The 18,582-nt window shown below is 36.7% G+C and carries 24 protein-coding genes; all 24 read right to left on the reverse strand.

What is annotated here, in order from left to right:
- Nucleotides 1-200: 200 nt before the first annotated feature.
- The 24 genes from LFX17_RS20055 to LFX17_RS20170 all read right to left on the reverse strand — a co-directional run bounded on the left by LFX17_RS20055 (nt 201) and on the right by LFX17_RS20170 (nt 18,523).
- Complete coding sequence (locus LFX17_RS20055; protein WP_238731949.1) at nt 201-473, reverse strand: type II toxin-antitoxin system YafQ family toxin; 273 nt, start codon at nt 471-473, stop codon at nt 201-203.
- Complete coding sequence (locus LFX17_RS20060) at nt 470-730, reverse strand: type II toxin-antitoxin system RelB/DinJ family antitoxin (protein WP_238731950.1); 261 nt, start codon at nt 728-730, stop codon at nt 470-472. Before LFX17_RS20060 ends, LFX17_RS20055 begins: the two co-directional genes overlap by 4 nt.
- 312 nt (nt 731-1,042) lie before the next feature.
- Nucleotides 1,043-1,468, reverse strand: coding sequence for a type II toxin-antitoxin system VapC family toxin (locus LFX17_RS20065; protein WP_238731951.1), 426 nt, complete (start codon nt 1,466-1,468; stop codon nt 1,043-1,045).
- Entirely contained in the window at nt 1,465-1,716 is a 252-nt protein-coding gene (locus LFX17_RS20070) for a ribbon-helix-helix domain-containing protein (protein ID WP_238731952.1), read from the reverse strand. Before LFX17_RS20070 ends, LFX17_RS20065 begins: the two co-directional genes overlap by 4 nt.
- A gap of 341 nt (nt 1,717-2,057) precedes the next feature.
- Nucleotides 2,058-2,345 carry a HigA family addiction module antitoxin gene (locus tag LFX17_RS20075; protein WP_100755623.1) on the reverse strand — a complete coding sequence of 96 codons (288 nt, stop codon included), beginning with the start codon at nt 2,343-2,345 and terminating at the stop codon, nt 2,058-2,060.
- Between the two features lie 11 nt (nt 2,346-2,356).
- Nucleotides 2,357-2,635, reverse strand: coding sequence for a type II toxin-antitoxin system RelE/ParE family toxin (locus tag LFX17_RS20080; RefSeq protein WP_238731953.1), 279 nt, complete (start codon nt 2,633-2,635; stop codon nt 2,357-2,359).
- 348 nt (nt 2,636-2,983) lie between these two features.
- Nucleotides 2,984-3,706, reverse strand: a complete 723-nt coding sequence (locus tag LFX17_RS20830; RefSeq protein WP_238731954.1) for an HNH endonuclease — start codon at nt 3,704-3,706, stop codon at nt 2,984-2,986.
- A 199-nt stretch (nt 3,707-3,905) separates the two neighbouring features.
- On the reverse strand, nt 3,906-4,349 hold the full coding sequence (gene vapC / locus LFX17_RS20090; RefSeq protein ID WP_238731955.1) for a type II toxin-antitoxin system VapC family toxin: 444 nt from the start codon (nt 4,347-4,349) through the stop codon (nt 3,906-3,908).
- A 15-nt stretch (nt 4,350-4,364) separates the two neighbouring features.
- Entirely contained in the window at nt 4,365-4,565 is a 201-nt protein-coding gene (locus tag LFX17_RS20095; protein WP_238731956.1) for a type II toxin-antitoxin system VapB family antitoxin, read from the reverse strand.
- Between the two features lie 295 nt (nt 4,566-4,860).
- A complete protein-coding gene (locus LFX17_RS20100; RefSeq protein ID WP_238748736.1) occupies nt 4,861-6,372 on the reverse strand; it encodes an HNH endonuclease in 1,512 nt (503 codons plus the stop codon).
- 234 nt (nt 6,373-6,606) lie between these two features.
- Nucleotides 6,607-7,032 carry a type II toxin-antitoxin system VapC family toxin gene (locus LFX17_RS20105; RefSeq protein WP_238731951.1) on the reverse strand — a complete coding sequence of 142 codons (426 nt, stop codon included), beginning with the start codon at nt 7,030-7,032 and terminating at the stop codon, nt 6,607-6,609.
- Nucleotides 7,029-7,280 (reverse strand): ribbon-helix-helix domain-containing protein, encoded by a 252-nt coding sequence (locus LFX17_RS20110; protein WP_238731952.1) that lies wholly within the window; start codon nt 7,278-7,280, stop codon nt 7,029-7,031. The genes LFX17_RS20105 and LFX17_RS20110 overlap by 4 nt, the downstream gene beginning before the upstream one ends.
- A 326-nt stretch (nt 7,281-7,606) precedes the next feature.
- Nucleotides 7,607-8,320, reverse strand: coding sequence for an AbiU2 domain-containing protein (locus LFX17_RS20115; RefSeq protein WP_238731958.1), 714 nt, complete (start codon nt 8,318-8,320; stop codon nt 7,607-7,609).
- A gap of 216 nt (nt 8,321-8,536) precedes the next feature.
- On the reverse strand, nt 8,537-8,737 hold the full coding sequence (locus LFX17_RS20120; RefSeq protein WP_238731899.1) for a toxin-antitoxin system, antitoxin component: 201 nt from the start codon (nt 8,735-8,737) through the stop codon (nt 8,537-8,539).
- Between the two features lie 3 nt (nt 8,738-8,740).
- A complete protein-coding gene (locus tag LFX17_RS20125) occupies nt 8,741-9,031 on the reverse strand; it encodes a BrnT family toxin (protein ID WP_238731900.1) in 291 nt (96 codons plus the stop codon).
- Between the two features lie 345 nt (nt 9,032-9,376).
- Complete coding sequence (locus LFX17_RS20130) at nt 9,377-10,213, reverse strand: Shedu anti-phage system protein SduA domain-containing protein (RefSeq protein ID WP_238731959.1); 837 nt, start codon at nt 10,211-10,213, stop codon at nt 9,377-9,379.
- A gap of 266 nt (nt 10,214-10,479) precedes the next feature.
- Nucleotides 10,480-11,124 carry a Shedu anti-phage system protein SduA domain-containing protein gene (locus LFX17_RS20135; protein ID WP_238731960.1) on the reverse strand — a complete coding sequence of 215 codons (645 nt, stop codon included), beginning with the start codon at nt 11,122-11,124 and terminating at the stop codon, nt 10,480-10,482.
- A gap of 211 nt (nt 11,125-11,335) precedes the next feature.
- Nucleotides 11,336-11,980, reverse strand: a complete 645-nt coding sequence (locus LFX17_RS20140; RefSeq protein WP_238731961.1) for a hypothetical protein — start codon at nt 11,978-11,980, stop codon at nt 11,336-11,338.
- A 263-nt stretch (nt 11,981-12,243) separates the two neighbouring features.
- Nucleotides 12,244-13,263, reverse strand: coding sequence for a hypothetical protein (locus tag LFX17_RS20145; protein ID WP_238731962.1), 1,020 nt, complete (start codon nt 13,261-13,263; stop codon nt 12,244-12,246).
- Nucleotides 13,264-13,488: 225 nt separating this feature from the next.
- Nucleotides 13,489-14,475: a 3'-5' exonuclease gene (locus LFX17_RS20150; protein ID WP_238748737.1), complete on the reverse strand. Its 987-nt coding sequence runs from the start codon at nt 14,473-14,475 to the stop codon at nt 13,489-13,491.
- A gap of 204 nt (nt 14,476-14,679) precedes the next feature.
- On the reverse strand, nt 14,680-15,408 hold the full coding sequence (locus tag LFX17_RS20155; RefSeq protein WP_238731964.1) for an esterase/lipase family protein: 729 nt from the start codon (nt 15,406-15,408) through the stop codon (nt 14,680-14,682).
- A 229-nt stretch (nt 15,409-15,637) separates the two neighbouring features.
- Nucleotides 15,638-16,366 carry a putative phage abortive infection protein gene (locus tag LFX17_RS20160; RefSeq protein WP_238748738.1) on the reverse strand — a complete coding sequence of 243 codons (729 nt, stop codon included), beginning with the start codon at nt 16,364-16,366 and terminating at the stop codon, nt 15,638-15,640.
- A gap of 436 nt (nt 16,367-16,802) precedes the next feature.
- Nucleotides 16,803-17,828 (reverse strand): CBS domain-containing protein, encoded by a 1,026-nt coding sequence (locus LFX17_RS20165; protein ID WP_238748739.1) that lies wholly within the window; start codon nt 17,826-17,828, stop codon nt 16,803-16,805.
- 272 nt (nt 17,829-18,100) lie between these two features.
- Complete coding sequence (locus LFX17_RS20170) at nt 18,101-18,523, reverse strand: XRE family transcriptional regulator (RefSeq protein ID WP_238748740.1); 423 nt, start codon at nt 18,521-18,523, stop codon at nt 18,101-18,103.
- Between the last annotated feature and the right edge of the window lie 59 nt (nt 18,524-18,582).

Genomic DNA, 18,582 nt, shown 5'->3' on the forward strand with positions numbered 1-18,582 from the left:
GAAAGAGTCTCCTCGACGTTGCGTCCCTGAAGCGCATTTGCGCGAAGGGTTGGCACGAGGTTCGAGCGAGCCTTAGCGAGCGTCCCGCGAACCGAAGTGACAAAGCAATGTGGCTTTAGCCCGCAGTGAGGGTCGCATGAGCGATCCCGAACGAAGCGAGGAGACGAAGTTAAGCGACGTGCCGCATCGTTAAGATAAAATTAATCGAATAAATCCGAATGTGTTCCAGTTCTTTCAAATATGATTAAATTGCCTTCTAACTTGTAGATCAAAAGCCAATCAGGTTCAATATGACATTCACGTCGATTCTTATAATTCCCAGTTAACTTATGATCTTTATGCTTTGAACTTAGTGAAATCCCATCAATCAGTAGCGACATGATTTCTTTAAGTTTGCCTAAGTCCTTTTTGCGCTTTTTCTGTAACTTAATATCTTTATTGAATTGAGTTGTAAAGCTAGGATTAAATTTCATATTCCCAGCTTCGTGAATAATTCCTCTTTAGATTTAAAAGACTTTATTCCTTTCTTTTTATCAGTGGCTTCAAAAGTCTTTTGCGTTACTTTATTTGGTAGTTTAACTGGAAATGGTAAACCTTTACTAAGTTTAATTTGATGATAAAAAATATTGATAGCTTCTGAAGCAGAAATACCTAAATGGTCGAGTATGTTTTCTACGTCCTTTTTTAAATTCCCTTCAACTCTCGCCCGAATCATTGCTGTTTTTGCCATGACAATTACCTTTAATTTAATTGTTCCCCAATTGAGATACATTGTCAATCATTACTTTGCCTTAAAAATACTCAAACAAAATGATTTTAATTATCTGATAAATCGCGGCATGTTCGCTTAACGAAAGAGTCTCCTCGACGTTGCGGCCGCAAGCGCATTAGCGCGACGCGGTTGGCACGAGGTTCGAGCGACCTTAGTCGCGTCCCGCGAACCGAAGTGGCAAAGCAATGTGTCGAAGACCGTAGTGAGGGTCGCATCAGCGATCCCGAACGAAGCGAGGAGACGAAGTTAGACGATCGTGCGTGCTTTAATTTAAGCCTTAATCATTTCAAAATTAAGAATATTTAATGCTTTTCCTTTTTTCGTTTTGTAAAAAAGGAAATCACTGTCCAAAGTTAAAATATCTTTAATTCCATATATTTCGGAAAGGCTAACAAGAGAAGCATCCGTAAAATCCATCGGGCGATCTGAATATTTTTCCATATAATAATGTATAAATGGGAAATGCTCATTATCCTGATTTAAAATTGTAACCGCTCCGTCTTTAATCCATTCAATGAATGAATTCTGAACTTGCTTATTATCAGATAATAAATATGAAACTTCTGTTACCACGGCAATAGTCGTAAATAATCTTCCTTTGAAATCCTTGAGAAACAATCTGATGCTGTTACAATAAACATCTGATTCATCGAAAAAGGCAACAATAGGTCCAGTATCAATAATTGCTTTGATCATTTGCCTTTTTGCTTTTTCAATATTGCATCTTTAATATACTTTTGATGATTTACCGATTTATCTGAAATCTCACTCTTATATTGACCAAAGTATTTTTTACCCAATTCATAGGCCGATGGCTTTTTCGCAAAATTATCAATGTAATAAACTAAAGACTCTTTAAGAACTTCTGATTTGCTTTTATTTTCAATTTTAGCTACTTCTGACAGTTTCTTTTCTAATTCCGGGGGTAATCGAAGACTAATCATAAAAAACACCTTTTGTATTACGAACGTAATACATTTTCAAATTCGGTCAACGAAATTTTTACACTTTTTCGAATTACAAAAATGAACTTATAAAGACATTTTCATTGCAAAAGTCATTTCGCACGCATGTCGTCTAACGAAAGAGTCTCCTCGACGTTGCGTGTCCAAGCGCTTTAAGCGCGCCGGACTTGGCACGAGGTTCGAGGCGTCTTAGCGCCGTTTCGCGAACCGAAGTGACAAAGCAATGTGGCTTTAGCCCGTAGTGAGGATCGCATTAGCGATTCCGAACGAAGCGAGGAGACGAAGTTAGGCGATCGGTTTGGCTGTATTTAAAATCATACCTAAGCAGAAATTGGAAATTTAATCACATTCTTAGGTTTATCTTGTAAAGCATTCCATAAATCTAATTTAGTCTGCATATTAAGCCAACTTTCGGGAGAAGTATTAGTCGCTAATGCAATCCTAATTGCTGTTTCAGGAGTAATTGAACTTTTGGAATTGACGATCTCAGAAAGTGTTTTACGTGATATCCCTAAATCTTTTGCCGCTTCTGTAATAGTCAAACCCAATGGTTTGATTACGTCTTCCAATAATACTTCCCCTGGATGCGTTGGTTTTCTTTTATTCATAATAGTTACTTCTAATGATAATCTTCGTAATCGACTAAGATTGCGTTTTCACCTTCGAATTCAAATATAATACGCCAATTTCCATTTACCCAGACCGACCATCGATCTTGCTCCTTACCTTTAAGTTGATGCAATTTAAATGAAGGTAAATCCATATCCTTTGGATTTAATGAAGCGTCTAATCTATCTAAAATTCTACCTAACTTACCTGCGTGATCCGGTTGAATTCCTTTCTTACTGCCGGTTTCAAAATACTGCTCTAAACCTTTATGTTTAAATGAAAGTATCAATCGCCTCCATTGTAACCCAATAGGTTACAATGTCAAACAATTTAATGATTTAAATCCAAATTTGCCAAACTGTCGCCTAACGAAATAGGCCTCTCGACGTTTGCGGTTCTGAAGCGCGCTAAACGCGCGAAAGAATTGGCGCGAGGTTCGAGCGACCTTAGTCGCGGCTCGCGAACCGAGTGACAAAGCAAATGTGCCGAAGGCCAAGCAAGAGTTGCGTAGCAATCTCGAAGCGCCGCGAGAAGCCGCAGTTAGACGACGTTTGGTTGTTGAATCATCTTCTTATTCAAGTAATTTATCAGGCTTCGAAAGACCTGATAAATTTAGTATCACTTTCAAGTCCGAATTTCATTCTTCAATGTAATCAACATGATTTTTATCATTTAAAACCTGATGAACTAATTTGCGATCAATACCAAGACTTATTAAATACCCTTCCCTATCTTTGTTCCAAAAATCCCAGTTGAATTCAAACTCAAAAACTTCTTTTTCTTTAATTAAGAATTGCTGAAGCTCTTGTAATTCTTTTCTAGAATAGAACTTCTCTGGTGGATTATCCCATTTTTGACCATTACACTTTCTACAAAGAGCAACTAGATTACCTGGTATTAAATGTCCGCCCAAAGACATAGGAATATGGTGATCAATAACTAAGTGCTTTTCTTTCTTACATTTAAAGCATTGATTGTCGAAACATTCAAAGAATTTTTGCTTATAGTGATTAATAATTACGCGAAGTCTGAATCGCTTAAATAACTCCGATTTTTCCTTTCGTCTTAGTCTTTCGAGACTTTTTTCATTAATCGACTCCTGCTGATTTGAATAATTTTGAATTGGATTATTAAAATCAGTTGGAGTCTTTAGATTTAGAAAAGTATAAATGTTTTCAATTAACTCACCAGAACTTGGGATAACCGCTTCTACGATTCCTGAAATCATGAATCCCATCTCCATGTCCCGTAAATGGCAGTAAGCATAAATTTTATCATCGCCATTTGGTCGAATATTTGTGATTCGCCTGCTCGTAATTTTACCTTCAACCGCTCTATATTTTATTATTAATTCTTTCACTGATATAATGAAATTTTCCAAATGTCGTCTAACGAAAGAGTCTCCTCGACGTTGCGTCTCCGAGCGCTTACGCGCGAAGGAGTTGGCACGAGGTTCGAGGCGCCTTAGCGCCGGCTCGCGAACCGAAGTGACAAAGCAATGTGGCGAAGCCCGTAGTGAGGGGCGCATTAGCGATCCCGAACGGAGCGAGGAGATGAAGTTAGTCGACGTTGCGTTTTCTTTTAGATTTCTTATATTCTTCGAAATTAAAAACTTTTAACTTTGTAATTCCTGAAAGTCGTAAAAAGTCATTATCATAAGTTGCAAGAATTAGATTGTGAGTAATTGCAATTTGAGCAATTAAAGCATCGATTGTTGCCAATACGATTCCTTTTTTAGAAAGTGAGTTTCTTAATTTTGCAGCTTCAATATGATCTCTTTCTGTTGGAGAGATGAAATTAAAATATCTAAACTGTTCTTCTATTTCTGAGAACATTTTCGGTTCTTTTATTCCCGTGAGAATTTCTTGAAGTATTATCCCAGTAACAAAAATATCGTCTTCGTTTTGAATAATGTCGTAAAGATAAGTTTCTTCAGAATTTAGAGTTTTACCCTTTCTTCTTAAAGCTTCAGACCAAACTGAAGTATCTACTAGTAATTTCATAGAGGTTCGGCAATCTTATCTTTTATTACGTGCCTCTTTATAATCGTAACTCTTATCATACTCGACTAAATTGATAAATTTGAGAATGTCTTTCTGCTTATGACGTTTAATAAATTCGATTAAAGCTAAATTCACAGTCTCACGTTTAGTTCGCAACCCGCTAACCGTATAGGCCTCTTCTAGTAATTTTGGATCGATATTTAAGTTTGTAGCCATTTTGTGCTCTTTTATCAAGTTTACACAACTACTTGTGTATGGTTCAAGCAATTTTCTCTTCCGAATTTAGCCCCTTTTCTTGATTTTTTCTTCATTCTCAAAATCACCGTCAGCTTACGCAATGTCGACTAACGACAAATGGTTGTCGACGTTCCGCAAGTGCGCAAGCACTTGGCACGAGGCTTGCTAAGCAAGACGAGTGACAAAGCGGAATGTGGCGAAGCCCAAGCAAGGGTTGCGTAGCAAGCCCGCAGCGCAGCGACAACTTTTTAGTTATGTGCAGTGCTATAGTCTGTTAAATAGGGGCACCTAATAAGAAACCAGTGGTTAGACCTTTATTTCTAAACCAATCTTTTAGATTACTTTTTGTTCCTGCAATTTGTGTATCAATGTCGGAATGAATTGGAGCAGACCAAATTTGCCAATTAAATAAACGTTCAAGAATTGATTTTATTTTAGTAAAATCAGTATCTGATATTTCACGATAGAATATTTTATCTTTTTCATCTGAATCATGTATTTCGAGTTTTGCAGCTACAGCATCCTTAAATAGTTCCATCCACGCCATTATAGATTTAGAGGAGAATATTCTATTTAGCTTTGTTTGATTGAGATCCGAGGAAGGCAAATCAGCATTCCAATTTGAGAGGGATAGATCGAATGTCAAATTCATTAAAGAAATTAAATTCTTGGATTCAATATCTCGTTTATAATTTTCTGATAACATATCATCCGAAAGTGGTGATTGGTGAAGGAAACAAGCAAAGTAGGATTTTGTAATCATATCAATTGTCAATGGTTGATCTTTCGAACTTCTATTACTTACAGAAATTAGTCTCTTAAGCTTATTATTTTCGTCTTCTAATATCGAATTGTATAGATAATTCTTGAATCGCTTATTTATGTCGGCTGTGGATAAGGATTCATCTCTTTGCCGAATAAAATTTAAGAAATTGATTTCATTCTTTATGTTTCCATCGTCAAGACTTTTATATTCCTCAAAATCATTACCAAATTGGCTTCCAAGTTTGAGTATCATAATTGAGGAGAAAAATCTTGTTTGAGCAAATTTATCATGAGCCGATATATTCGCTTGATTCAATTTAGAAATTTCCGGATTTAAATAAATTTTACATTCAAATATCTTGCGATTATTCCAAAGAAGTGCGGCTGCTTTATGTTGCCCATCAAACAATAGTATTGAGTCATTGCTGATTCTTCCAATTGATGGTTGTAATACGGGGTAAGATTGAAAGTGCCTATACATATCAAAGACTTTGGTCGAAATTAAATACCTTGGTTGTAGTCCATAAGAATTTTCTTCACCGTCATCACTATTTAAGATTTCTACAGGGAGATTCCCATAAAAATATTCCCATGATGTTAAAGGACATTTCTGTAAAGGGAATATTCCGGAGTATGAATGAGAAGATAGTCTAATTAATTCATTTTCTTTTTCTATGGAAATTTTGTTTCCATAAGATGCTATTTCATCCTTGCCTTTAAGATACTTGAGCAAATCTTTTAAAGTTAATCTATCTCCAAGTTCGAAAAATTCATCCATTTTTATTTTTATCCGATAATCATTTAAAGATAAAGTTCCTTTAGATTTATTATGGAATTCACACATAGGAGCTATATTATCGAGCTCCGATTCCCCTCCTTTTGAGAAAGGAAAGATATGGTCGTAGTGCAATGAATCGCTATCTGGTATTAAGTGGCCAGTAGCAAAGCAATGTCTACCATGTCGGTTAAGAATAATATTTTTCTCTTCATCGTTTAGTTGTCTTTTTAATGTTATAGCCATATTTTATTCCTAATTTTATTTATTTTTATAGCATTGCACATAACGAAAGAGTCTCCTCGACGTTGCGGCCGCAAGCGCATTAGCGCGACGCGGTTGGCACGAGGTTCGAGCGACCTTAGTCGCGTCCCGCGAACCGAAGTGGCAAAGCAATGTGTCGAAGACCGTAGTGAGGGTCGCATCAGCGATCCCGAACGAAGCGAGGAGACGAAGTTAGACGATCGTGCGTGCTTTAATTTAAGCCTTAATCATTTCAAAATTAAGAATATTTAATGCTTTTCCTTTTTTCGTTTTGTAAAAAAGGAAATCACTGTCCAAAGTTAAAATATCTTTAATTCCATATATTTCGGAAAGGCTAACAAGAGAAGCATCCGTAAAATCCATCGGGCGATCTGAATATTTTTCCATATAATAATGTATAAATGGGAAATGCTCATTATCCTGATTTAAAATTGTAACCGCTCCGTCTTTAATCCATTCAATGAATGAATTCTGAACTTGCTTATTATCAGATAATAAATATGAAACTTCTGTTACCACGGCAATAGTCGTAAATAATCTTCCTTTGAAATCCTTGAGAAACAATCTGATGCTGTTACAATAAACATCTGATTCATCGAAAAAGGCAACAATAGGTCCAGTATCAATAATTGCTTTGATCATTTGCCTTTTTGCTTTTTCAATATTGCATCTTTAATATACTTTTGATGATTTACCGATTTATCTGAAATCTCACTCTTATATTGACCAAAGTATTTTTTACCCAATTCATAGGCCGATGGCTTTTTCGCAAAATTATCAATGTAATAAACTAAAGACTCTTTAAGAACTTCTGATTTGCTTTTATTTTCAATTTTAGCTACTTCTGACAGTTTCTTTTCTAATTCCGGGGGTAATCGAAGACTAATCATAAAAAACACCTTTTGTATTACGAACGTAATACATTTTCAAATTCGGTCAACGAAATTTTTACACTTTTTCGAATTACAAAAATGAACTTATAAAGACATTTTCATTGCAAAAGTCATTTCGCACGCATGTCGTCTAACGACGCAGGTTTCTCGACGTTTGCGTTCCCGGAGCGCTTGTGCGCGAAGGGATTTAAACTCAACTTGAGTGAGCCTTAGCGAACGTCCCGCAAGTTGAGTTTAAAAGCAAATGTGCCAAAGGCCAAGCGAGAGTCGCGGAGCGATCTCGAAGCGCAGCGAGAAAGCGCAGTTAGGCGTAGTTGGATTGTTTATCTACTCTTCCGAAAGCTCATTATTTCCTTATGAACTTCAAGTTCTTTCAAAATACGATCTTTTCTCAATACATAAAGCAAATTTTCAATATCTTCAAATCCTATTGGTTTATTTGTAGATGTTAACGCATTATATAGATCAGAGTATTTATTAATCAATTCTAAACCTTCTTCGCTCAAAGTAATAAGATCAACCCCACTCAAAGGGGAATCTTGAAAGATATCAATGTCCTGAATAATTGATTTTGCTGACAAATGAGCAAGAGCGTTATTTCTCCATCTTATTAAGTTTCTAATTTTAGAATTATTTTTAATTTTATTAATATCTGCGTTTATCGATTCAATGCTCGGGATAATTCTTGAATCCACCAAATTTTTATATTGACTTCGGCGTGGATTACGGTTTAAAAAATATTCTTTCCCAAAGTATTCTTTATTAAGTCTCAACGTTTTGAGTAAATTTAAAATATTCAAATTCGTAGACTTTTCTGAAAGTTCATAGAACTTGTATAGAAACGTTAGACCGGAAAGAAAATAACCCCTTAAAACGTATCCCCAAAAAGTATTATATGTAGTAAATGTAAGCCTATCCTTTTTTACTTCTTTCTTAACTTTAATCCAATAGTTTAAGTAAATATTTGCCTGAACAATTTCAGAAGACAAAGTATTAATGTATTTTTCAATATCTTTTGAATTTTCAACCTTCAACATAAAATTAATCCAATTACGCCTAACGAAAGAGTCTCCTCGACGTTGCGGCTCCGAGCGCATATGCGCGAAGGAGTTGGCACGAGGTTCGAGCGACCTTAGTCGCGTTCCGCGAACCGAAGTGACAAAGCAATGTGGCTTTAGCCCGGAGTGAGTCCGAACGGGAACTGTGAGTGACGAACGAAGCGAGGAGACGAAGTTAAGCGATGGTGGCGTTAATTAAATTAAGGAATTGTGTAATTCCATTTCTTTTTGTAAGATCGTATTAACAATTGTACTAAGATCTTTATTCTTCTTAAGTGCGATTTTCTTATAGTATTCTTCTAATTGCGGATCAAGATATACCGGAAAATGAAGATCCTTTAAATCCCGTGAGTAAACACCACGCTTGCCTTTTGAAAAATCGTATTCTTCTCTCATATATTAGATATCAGCTGAGTAGTATTGAGCTTTTTCTGAATTTGTAGCTGGCCTCGCCGATATGATCCTTATTATTTCTTCATCATTTTGTGATCGATCAACAAAAATTACGACCGCGATAGTAATATTTTCAATTGTCCCAAGTGCAATTTCTCTTACTTCATCAATAGAATGGTCTGGATCAGAAATGTAAATCGTTCTCGGGTCAGCAAAAACTAATGATGCTTCTCCAAATGAAAGACCATGCTTTTGAATATTTATCCTTTCTTTTTCAAGATCCCATTCAAAGCGCACTTTAATAGTATAATCGATATACTAAATATTTGTAAAGTCTTTAATTTTTTCTCTCATTGGCTTTTATCGAAAGATATTTGTATTAAGATTCAAGTTCGCCACTGTCGCTTAACGAAAGAGTCTCCTCGACGTTGCGTCTCCGAGCGCACATGCGCGAAGGAGTTGGCACGAGGTTCGAGGCGTCTTAGCGCCGGCTCGCGAACCGAAGTGACAAAGCAATGTGGCTTTAGCCCGCAGTGAGGGTCGCGTTAGCGATCCCGAACGAAGCGAGGAGACGAAGTTATGCGAAGTGTAGCCTAAATTAAATCGAATATCATATTTTAAAGTAAGTGTATTATCAGTTCTTTACTTTTTATTGACTGAGCGAGATATTATGCTATTTTTGGATATTCCCTTATCTAAAAAGTCGTAATAGAGTTTATTATATTCTCTGAGATTTACAATTGTTGAAGCATTCCATGTAAAAATATGCGCATTACCTTTTCTTTGTTTTAAAAATATTTTCCATTTTGAATGAGTAGTAGCTTTAAAAAATGGTGATGCCAGTTGATTTCTTATTTCATCAGAGAATTCTGTCATTTCAGCTGCATAGTCAGGCGCTAAATCGCTAAATCTGTTAGACTCAATGTAGTCGCCAAGGCTATCAAACGATCTTATAGAAACATTTCTTTCATAAGCTAATTCATTTCTTTTTTCTAAGAAAGGTTCAGAATTTTCTCGGTTTCCAATATAAATAGTAAATGAATAATTTAAATGGCCCTTAAAAACTTTGTAAGCTTCGTTCGGAAACAATCTTTTAAACTTTTCTCTATTTTCTTTAATCCAAAATTTCCAATCATCAATCTGCTGAAGCGCAGTCGTTAATCTATCCGAAGGTTTCCCAGCTTTTGTAAAGGGTGGAGAATGCGGCGATTCTATTTCTATTAAATTATAGCACATACCATTACTGCACATATCCTCAATCGTTACAAAATCCACTTCGTAATCATCCGCAAGTTTAATCTTCGATAAGACCATATAACTGAAATCGTCTGGAGCTAAGATAATTCCCGCATGTTCACTGAGAAATTTATGGTAATCATGTTCGGTCAGTTTTTTATTCTTTAAATGCTCGTTCCATTCTGCTTTTATTTTTTTAAGAATCTTTTTATCACTATTAAGAAGAGACCATTTATATATCATAACTTTTACTCCGGGACAGATAAGTTGCTACATTTCGCATAACGACGTAGGTTTCTCGACGTTTGCGGTCCTGAAGCGCGCTAAACGCGCGGAAGGATTGGAACGAGGTTTGAGCGAACCTAGTGAGCGGCTCGCAAACCGAGTGACAAAGCAAATGTGCCGAAGGCCAAGCGAGAGTCGCGAAGCGATCTCGAAGCGCCGCGAGAAACCGCAGTTAGACGCCGTTTTGTTTATCTATATTTAGTTCTTTGAATCACGATGTTTAATTACTCTCGATTAAGCTTTTCTAGTTTTTTAATATTTTCTTCAGTTTTTCTAGCAATATCGATAAAACCATCAAAAGACATGATCTTAATATCATACTCAGAAAATTGATTAATTTTTTGCCTAGCTTTTGCATTGATACTTTCCCTTCTTCCTATTATAATATTGTAAGTAAATCTCACGAAAGAATCTGGATCTTTAAGCTTTTGACCAGAATAGTTAGAAGGCTCGAGTTCAGTAGAATGATATTTAATCAAATCACTTTTCATACAGGCTCTGGATAAATCTTGAAGGACTATCGATCTATTATTTTCAACAAATTGTTTCCATTCCTTAACCTGCGAAAGTGCCGTATTTAATCTTTTCGTTGGGATACCTTGTTTCGTAATTAGCTTGTCCTCAGTATTTTCAAGTTCTATAAAATTCACTTCCCAATTCCCAGAATAGGAAAGTAAAACAACGAAATCTACTTTATATTGGTTCCCAAGCTGAAATTCGTTTAAAACGAATTTAGTGTGTCCTCCGGTCCAGCAAAATTTCCAAAGCACTAAATCTGGATTATTTTTTAGAAATTTAGTTATTGCCCGCTCTCCATTTGTCGCAATGGATTTCTTTAAGTTTCTTGTTAAGTTTAATTTATTAGGCATATTTTCAAAAAATGGCGTCTAACGAAAGAGTCTCCTCGACGTTGCGTCCCTGAAGCGCATTTGCGCGAAGGGTTGGCACGAGGTTCGAGTGAGCCTTAGCGAACGTCTCGCGAACCGAAGTGACAAAGCAATGTGTCGAAGACCGTAGTGAGGGTCGCCTTAGCGATCCCGAACGAAGCGAGGAGACGAAGTTATGCGAAGTTTGGCTTTTTTATTCAGAAAAATGCTTTAATATAAATTCTTCTAAAAAAGCGATTAAACTTTTTACTTCAGGTGTATCAATTTTATCCCACTCCGCATGAAAAGCTTTATTTCGTAATTTTGTATACGATTGAATAACTTTTAATTGAGGACCGCTTATTATTTCTTTCGATTTTAATGTATTAATCGTTTCAGACATTTCTTTGTTTTCGACGTCAATATTTTTTATCTTCGCTAACCTTTTAAGGGAATCTTCTAAAGCTGCACAAGTTAAGACTGCTGCTACGTCCTTTTGGTTAGAATCCATCGCTTCCTTTGCCATGACCATAAAGTCGGAAAATAAATCGCCTGAAATAATTTTTTCCAAACTGTAAATCATATCACCAGTAACTTCGTTTTCTAAATTCTTAATATACCCCATTGTAGCATGATATAGAGCTAAATACTTTTCACCTTCCATATATTTGGAATTTGCAACTTTATCTCTCAAATCAATTAAATATCGTAATTGAGGAGAGTTAATTCCGTAAACGCTTGTAGCTATGCTTAACGTTCCTACAAACAGCTCCTCAGAAGATTGAAGGCTATTCCCATCGATCGAGATTTCTTTTAGTTCTGAAATACGTTTAAGAATTTTCTCTTTTATTATTTGCATTAGAATCCTTTATCCAACGAAGTGATCATTGCCAAATTTCGCATAACGACGTAGGTTTCTCGACGTTTGCGGTTCTGAAGCGCGTTAAACGCGCGAAAGAATTGGCGCGAGGCTTGAGACGCCTTAGCGTCGTCTCGCAAGCCGAGTGACAAAGCGAATGTGCCGAAGGCCAAGCGAGGGTTGCGATAGCAATCCCGAAGCGCCGCGAGAAATCGAAGTTATGCGAAGTGCGCATTTTATATATAAATTGAATTTGAAAGTATTCAATCTGCTTGTAATCTAGAAATCACATTATAAAGAAATAAATAAAGCCCTAATAAACCTTGCTTTGCCTCCCCTATATCAACTTTAGAATGAACTCCTTTTGAAGAAATGTCATTCAATCTCCTCAGAAAAACCGTTAGATTCTTAAGTTCCGATTCTAAAAGTTCTGTTGATGTTGATTTGCTGAAATTGGTGCTTAAAAATTCTTCAAGGCGATTTAAATATTTTTCACTACTTAAATCTCGCTCTTTCCCATCTGAGCATCTATAAAGACCAGTCGTAACTGGTGGAAAAAAGTGGTCCGCCGCAGATTGAATCGATTTTCTTACCAATGTCAGCAAAAGAGCAAAATCTTCTGGATCAGTGGAATCAATTAACTGAGAAGCCTTAATTAATTTTTTATAGGTATCTTCAGAACGAGACTCAAAGAAATTGTTTACTTCAGTCTGTACACTTTTTAGGAAAGATTCGCTCTTGGTTTGCGCAGCTAATTGTTTTTCTATTTTTATAATATAATTTGTGCATCTAACAAGGATGTTTCTTTTTATTTGATTTAAAGCTTTTATTCGTAACCTAATGTTTCCTTTTATCTGAAGTGCTTGATTATAAAAAACAGCGGTATCGATTGGAGTCATGCCAGTCGGAATATTCAGATCAATAATCGATTTTTCGCTCTGTTTAATTTCATCCTCAATTTCTGACGAAGTTACTCGCATAATGTTTAGATCATAACCTTTATCGTCTTTACCGAAACTAAAGTCTAATGTATGAGAAATTAACCAATACTCTTTAGATTTTTTCAAAAGATACGCTTTCGTCTTATCATTTAGCTGTTCCGTATCCTCCATCAGCGTTCGCGTGAGTTCATCTTCGTTTAGAATCATTTCTCTAAGAAAAATAGCCGTATAAAAATGATCTTTAAGCTTTCGAGAAATTTTTAGACAACTAATGACTAGGCTACCAATGGAATCTGCATCTATTTGTTCATGCGCTTTATTTATTAATTCTATTAGCTCCATTTTAGTAATTATTTTGACTTAATTTGCGCATTTCGCATAACGACGTAGGTTTCTCGACGTTTGCGGTTCTGGAGCGCGCTAAACGCGCGGAAGAATTGGAACGAGGCTTGAGCGACCTTAGTCGCGTCTCGCAAGCCGAGTGACAAAGCAAATGTGCCGGAGGCCAAGCGAGAATTGCGAAGCAATCTCGAAGCGCCGCGAGAAACCGCAGTTAGGCGAAGGTGGCTAAATTTCCGGGAATCCCGGAGCCCATCCAATTCGCTTTAAGCTATTATATAGGAACCTAAGATTTTCATCTTCATATTCGGTAATCTCAAAATCTTGCATGTAATCTATTAATACGCCAGAGAAAAACTTCGCGTGTAAATATTTTATTTCATTTAATGACAGTTTCAGAAATTGAATTTTACTTTTTAAATAGTCAATTTCATCATTGGAAATCTCGAAATCGTAAAAAGTAGTTTTAAGTGCTTCCCAGTATTCATTCAACCGTTTACTTTTGTCATCGATAACCTTAGATCGCGCCTTTAAACTATTAGAAACATTAAGTGATTTATTCGTTTGTTTTTTAAACAGAGGGCGCTTAAAACTTTGAAGAAATTTATAAGTGCCTAATTTGGTCATCTCACCGAACGTCGCAATGTTCTTATTTTGCAATTCACTTTTATAACGTTTCCATAAATGTGCTCCGGATAAAGCATCCGAAGATGCTCTATGGTGCTGCTCAATTTTTATACCTTCCTCATTACATGCATCCGTTAGGGGACATTTTTTTCCAATCTTGAGCATCGGTCTCATGTACATTAAACAAAAACAAGGTATATCAAAATCTATTTTTAAATTTGCTAAGCCTGACTGAAGAAAACTCAAATCAAAGTATACGTTATAAGAAGCTAAAATGGATCCGTCAATCGCCTCAATGATATTACCTGCAATTTCTTTGAAAGTCGGAGCACCTTGAACGTCTAAATCACTAATCCCATGAATGCTAGTTCCCCTAACCTTTATTTCTGGATTTACAAGTGTATCTAAGATAAGCTTTGGTTCTTGATCGGGCTCAATTTTTACTAATGAAATTTCCACTATCTTGTCACCGACTGGATCAAGACCAGTGGTTTCTGTATCAATGATTACTATGGGAACTTCTAAATAACTTAATCCTGATATACTCATGTGAATTTCCTTAATAAAATATTTTTGCCACTTTCGCATAACGAAAGAGTCTCCTCGACGTTGCGTGTCCAAGCGCTTTAAGCGCGCCGGACTTGGCACGAGGTTCGAGGCGCCTTAGCGCCGTCTCGCGAACCGAAGTGGCAAAGCAATGTGGCTTTAGCCCGGAGTGAGGGTCGCATGAGCGATCCCGAACGAAGCGAGGAGACGAAGTTATGCGATGATGCCTAATATTAATTAAAGCAACTATTTGAATGTTCCAGTCTTAATAAATTGCAACGTTGCTTTCTGGACTTCCACGCCATCCATAATAAAAGTGTGGGTTCGATCAACGAGTAGAAATTCTTTCATAGAATTCAATTTACTATTTTCAATCGAAACTTTACCATCATCGTCGCCAGGAATAATCATTGAAGAAATTGGATCATTGCTCGAATCTCCCATAATAATTCCAAGTTCAAAATTCGGTGTTCCTATGTTATTAACAAAACTCGAGTTATCTGTTTTTAGTTGCATCAATATCGGACCAAGCAAGGTATTAACAAAATTATAGCCCGATAGAAAATCAGCGATCTCGCTTCCCTTATTTGGTGGAGCCAACATTACAACTCGACCAAGCCTTTTGATTTTATTCTCTTTAAGAAAGTGCCTCAGAACGATTCCGCCTGCGGAATGAGTAACGAAATGAATTTTATTAAACTTAGAAATACAATTATTTTGAACTATAGGGGATAAATAAGATTTAGATACTTCTTGTATAGTATTACTCCTCGAAGGATAATCCACGTAAAAAACCAAAAGATTATTATCAGTCAAATAATCCCCCATATTTTTAAGCTGTTTTGAAGATCTTAAAAACCCATGAATAAGTATAACGCAATCAAATGATTTTCCATTCTTTGCTTTCTCAAACTTTTGAGCAAACAGAGGAATTGATAAACTAAGAAAGAGGATAATCAAATAATTTCTTGTCATGGTATTTTTATAATAAGTGCTTTTTAGGCATTGTCGCATAACGAAATAGGCTTCTCGACGTTCGCGGTTCTGGAGCGCGCTAAACGCGCGAAAGAATTGGAACGAGGCTTGAGGCGCCTTAGCGCCGGCTCGCAAGCCGAGTGACAAAGCGAATGTGCCGGAGGCCAAGCGAGAGTTGCGAAGCAATCTCGAAGCGCCGCGAGAAGCCGCAGTTAGACGCAGGCGACAACTAACCTATTTTAGCCCTTAGTATCTCAATATCATTATATTCCATATATTTGGCTGGCAAATAATGAGTCGGATCAAACTCCTTACTCTCATTAAAAAAACCTTTTGGAATATTTCTGACTAACCTATACTTTTCTAAAAAGAATTCCTTTTTCCAAGTCAAACCGATATCAGAAATGATATTAATTAGAAGTAATGCTTGTTCATGATTTGATAACTGAGACCGAATATTTCTAACGTACTCATATTTATCTATGTTTATTCTTTGATAGTGAACAAATTTAACAATCGCATATAAATTCCTATAGTAATGACCTAAACGAGATTGATGTCCTTGAAAAGGAATATAACTCAGTTTACTTTTCTTTCTCACTTTTTTTATGGTTTTAGGATTTTGTAACTTTATAACCAATTTCTTAATGAGAAACTTAGGATAACGAGCAAGGGCGTTAGTGAGTATTTTTGTAGAAGTTTTTCCAACTCCGTAAAAAAAGATTAAGTACGAAATATTTACAACTTCTTCATTGTTGTAAATCAGATGAAGTCTCTCGATCTCCTTCTTTACAATGCGTAATAGTATTCGATATTCTCTTAACATAGGAATAAATATACTTCTACCTTTAAACCGACCAAGTTGAAATTCACCTACATTTTCTCGATGAAATTCAATCATTTCAAATAATTTATTCTGAAAATTTTGTAATTCGGATGCTCTTATCTGATGATTCAAAGTCGTAAAAACGAACACGACGGTCAACAAAGATACGCTGATAGTTACATATGACTCGAAAGTGAGTTTGTATTCATCAAACGATTTCAAATTACAACCATTCTTCCTAAAACAAGATTCAAGTAATGGATAGTTTATTAAAATCAATCCGATCAAAAGCAGAGAATAGTCTTTCCAATAACTTCTAAAGTGTCTAATAAGATTCTTCATATTTTTAAATTTTGTAGTTTTAATGGCGCTTGCGTCTAACGAAATAGGCTTCTCGACGTTCGCGGTTCTGGAGCGCGCTAAACGCGCGAAAGAATTGGAACGAGGCTTGAGGCGCCTTAGCGCCGTCTCGCAAGCCGAGTGACAAAGCGAATGTGCCGGAGGCCAAGCGAGAGTTGCGAAGCAATCTCGAAGCGCCGCGAGAAGCCGCAGTTAGACGCCGTTGCTGTTAGATAGAGTTAAGAGTTTGGAAAAGTCGAGCAACCTGATGGAGCTTTTCGAGTTCATGATTCTCAATTCCATCAGGATCAAAATGCATCACATCATTTCGAATCTTACGAACTTCTTCCATATAATCGCAGACCAATTTCCGGTCTGCTTTGATGTTCAACTTAGCCCATATATCCGGTTTCTGAAGTAGCCTGACATACTCGCCAAAAGTAAGATCTGAAGCGTTCGTTATCTCCCTCTCATCATCTGATACATCTTTGGCAGCCTGAACCTCTTCTGTTGTCAGTACATTGAGATGCTTTCTTAAATAATTTTCAATTTCTCCAATAAGTAGAAATGGTTCCGACATTTGCTGAAATTGAAGGGCAAAATCAATGCTAGTAATGACACCGCTTATTTCTTGTTTTTCATCGATCACGAAAATAAAATCATTTTCTATCAACATTGGAATAGTCTTAAACAATGATTGATCTTTTCGCACAGTGGGTGCATTTGCTTCCATAAAGTGCCGAACCTTCGCGTCCGGAGGTGCCGTGTCTCGCCGAAGACCAATAGTTTTCCATGAAATGAATCCTTTTATACTGCGTGTGCCATGCATAACCGGCAACTGTGAGAAATCGTGTATTATCATCTTTGTAGTTGCCTCACTAAGATCACTATCCGGCGTTACTGAGATTACCTGCTTATTTGCAGCAGCTAAACGACTAAGTCGGTATGTCGGTTCGCTATATGCCTCATTGCCAGCCTCAGACATCTTAGTTTTTGTTACTTCAGTTAAAGAGGCACCTACAGAATTCATCGCTGAAATTTGGACAATTTTGAACCTAATAGTCCCATCAATATATTCGGATTCAAAATCTGGTTCTGTTTCCAACATACTAGCGGATAATTCCCTACGTATATTTTGAACTACGAAGAAGCCACGTCGATAGGCCCCGAACCAAGATAAGAATTCCCTAACGGTGCATTCCGGTGATTTTTGCGTCTTTCTTATTTCTTCTCGAATTTGGTCCAAACGTTCCATAAAATTCTCCTTAAGCAATGGCGTCTAACGACGCAGGTTTCTCGACGTTTGCGTTCCCGGAGCGCTTGTGCGCGAAGGGATTTAAACTCAGCTTGAGTGAGCCTTAGCGAACGTCTTGCAAGCGGAGTTTAAAAGCAAATGTGCCGAAGGCCAAGCAAGAGGCGCGAAGCGATCTCGCAGCGCCGCGAGAAACCGCAGTTATCTGCTGTGCCGCCGTCCCGAAGTCTAATCGGCGACGCCAAGGACGGCGGAGACGATTAGCAATAGTATTATTAATCTTTGTTTTTAGAAAACTCAGCGATCATATCGCCGACTACTTTTCTTTCTTGATTAGAAAACTTTAAAAGATTCTGAATAATCTCTCTTAAACCCTTAGTAGTTTTAATTTGACTAAGTAAGACTTTATCCTGATCAGCTTTAGAAACCAATTTATCTTCCTCTTCCGGAGAAAGGTATTTGATTGGAAGAACAGGAACCGAGTCATTCAAAAGCCAATTAAAATCTGGCTTATACTCTTCTTTGAGTATCGTTAAAAAAGAATGTGAAGCAGATTCAACTCGTCCTTGAACAATTCCATTCAATCCGGTAGGTGTAAGTTTTAATTTTACGGCGGCTTCTTTCTGACTGTCGCCTTTGGCTTCAATCAAAGCTTGCACCTTTTTACCTAATAAATTCACTGCTTTTTTTGCTGTCATTAAAAATACTTTATTAAAATATCATTGACATTTATACGTTATTGAAGTATTAATATCTT

Origin of the sequence: Leptospira sanjuanensis, from assembly GCF_022267375.1 — a bacterium.
Lineage (GTDB): Bacteria > Spirochaetota > Leptospiria > Leptospirales > Leptospiraceae > Leptospira > Leptospira sanjuanensis.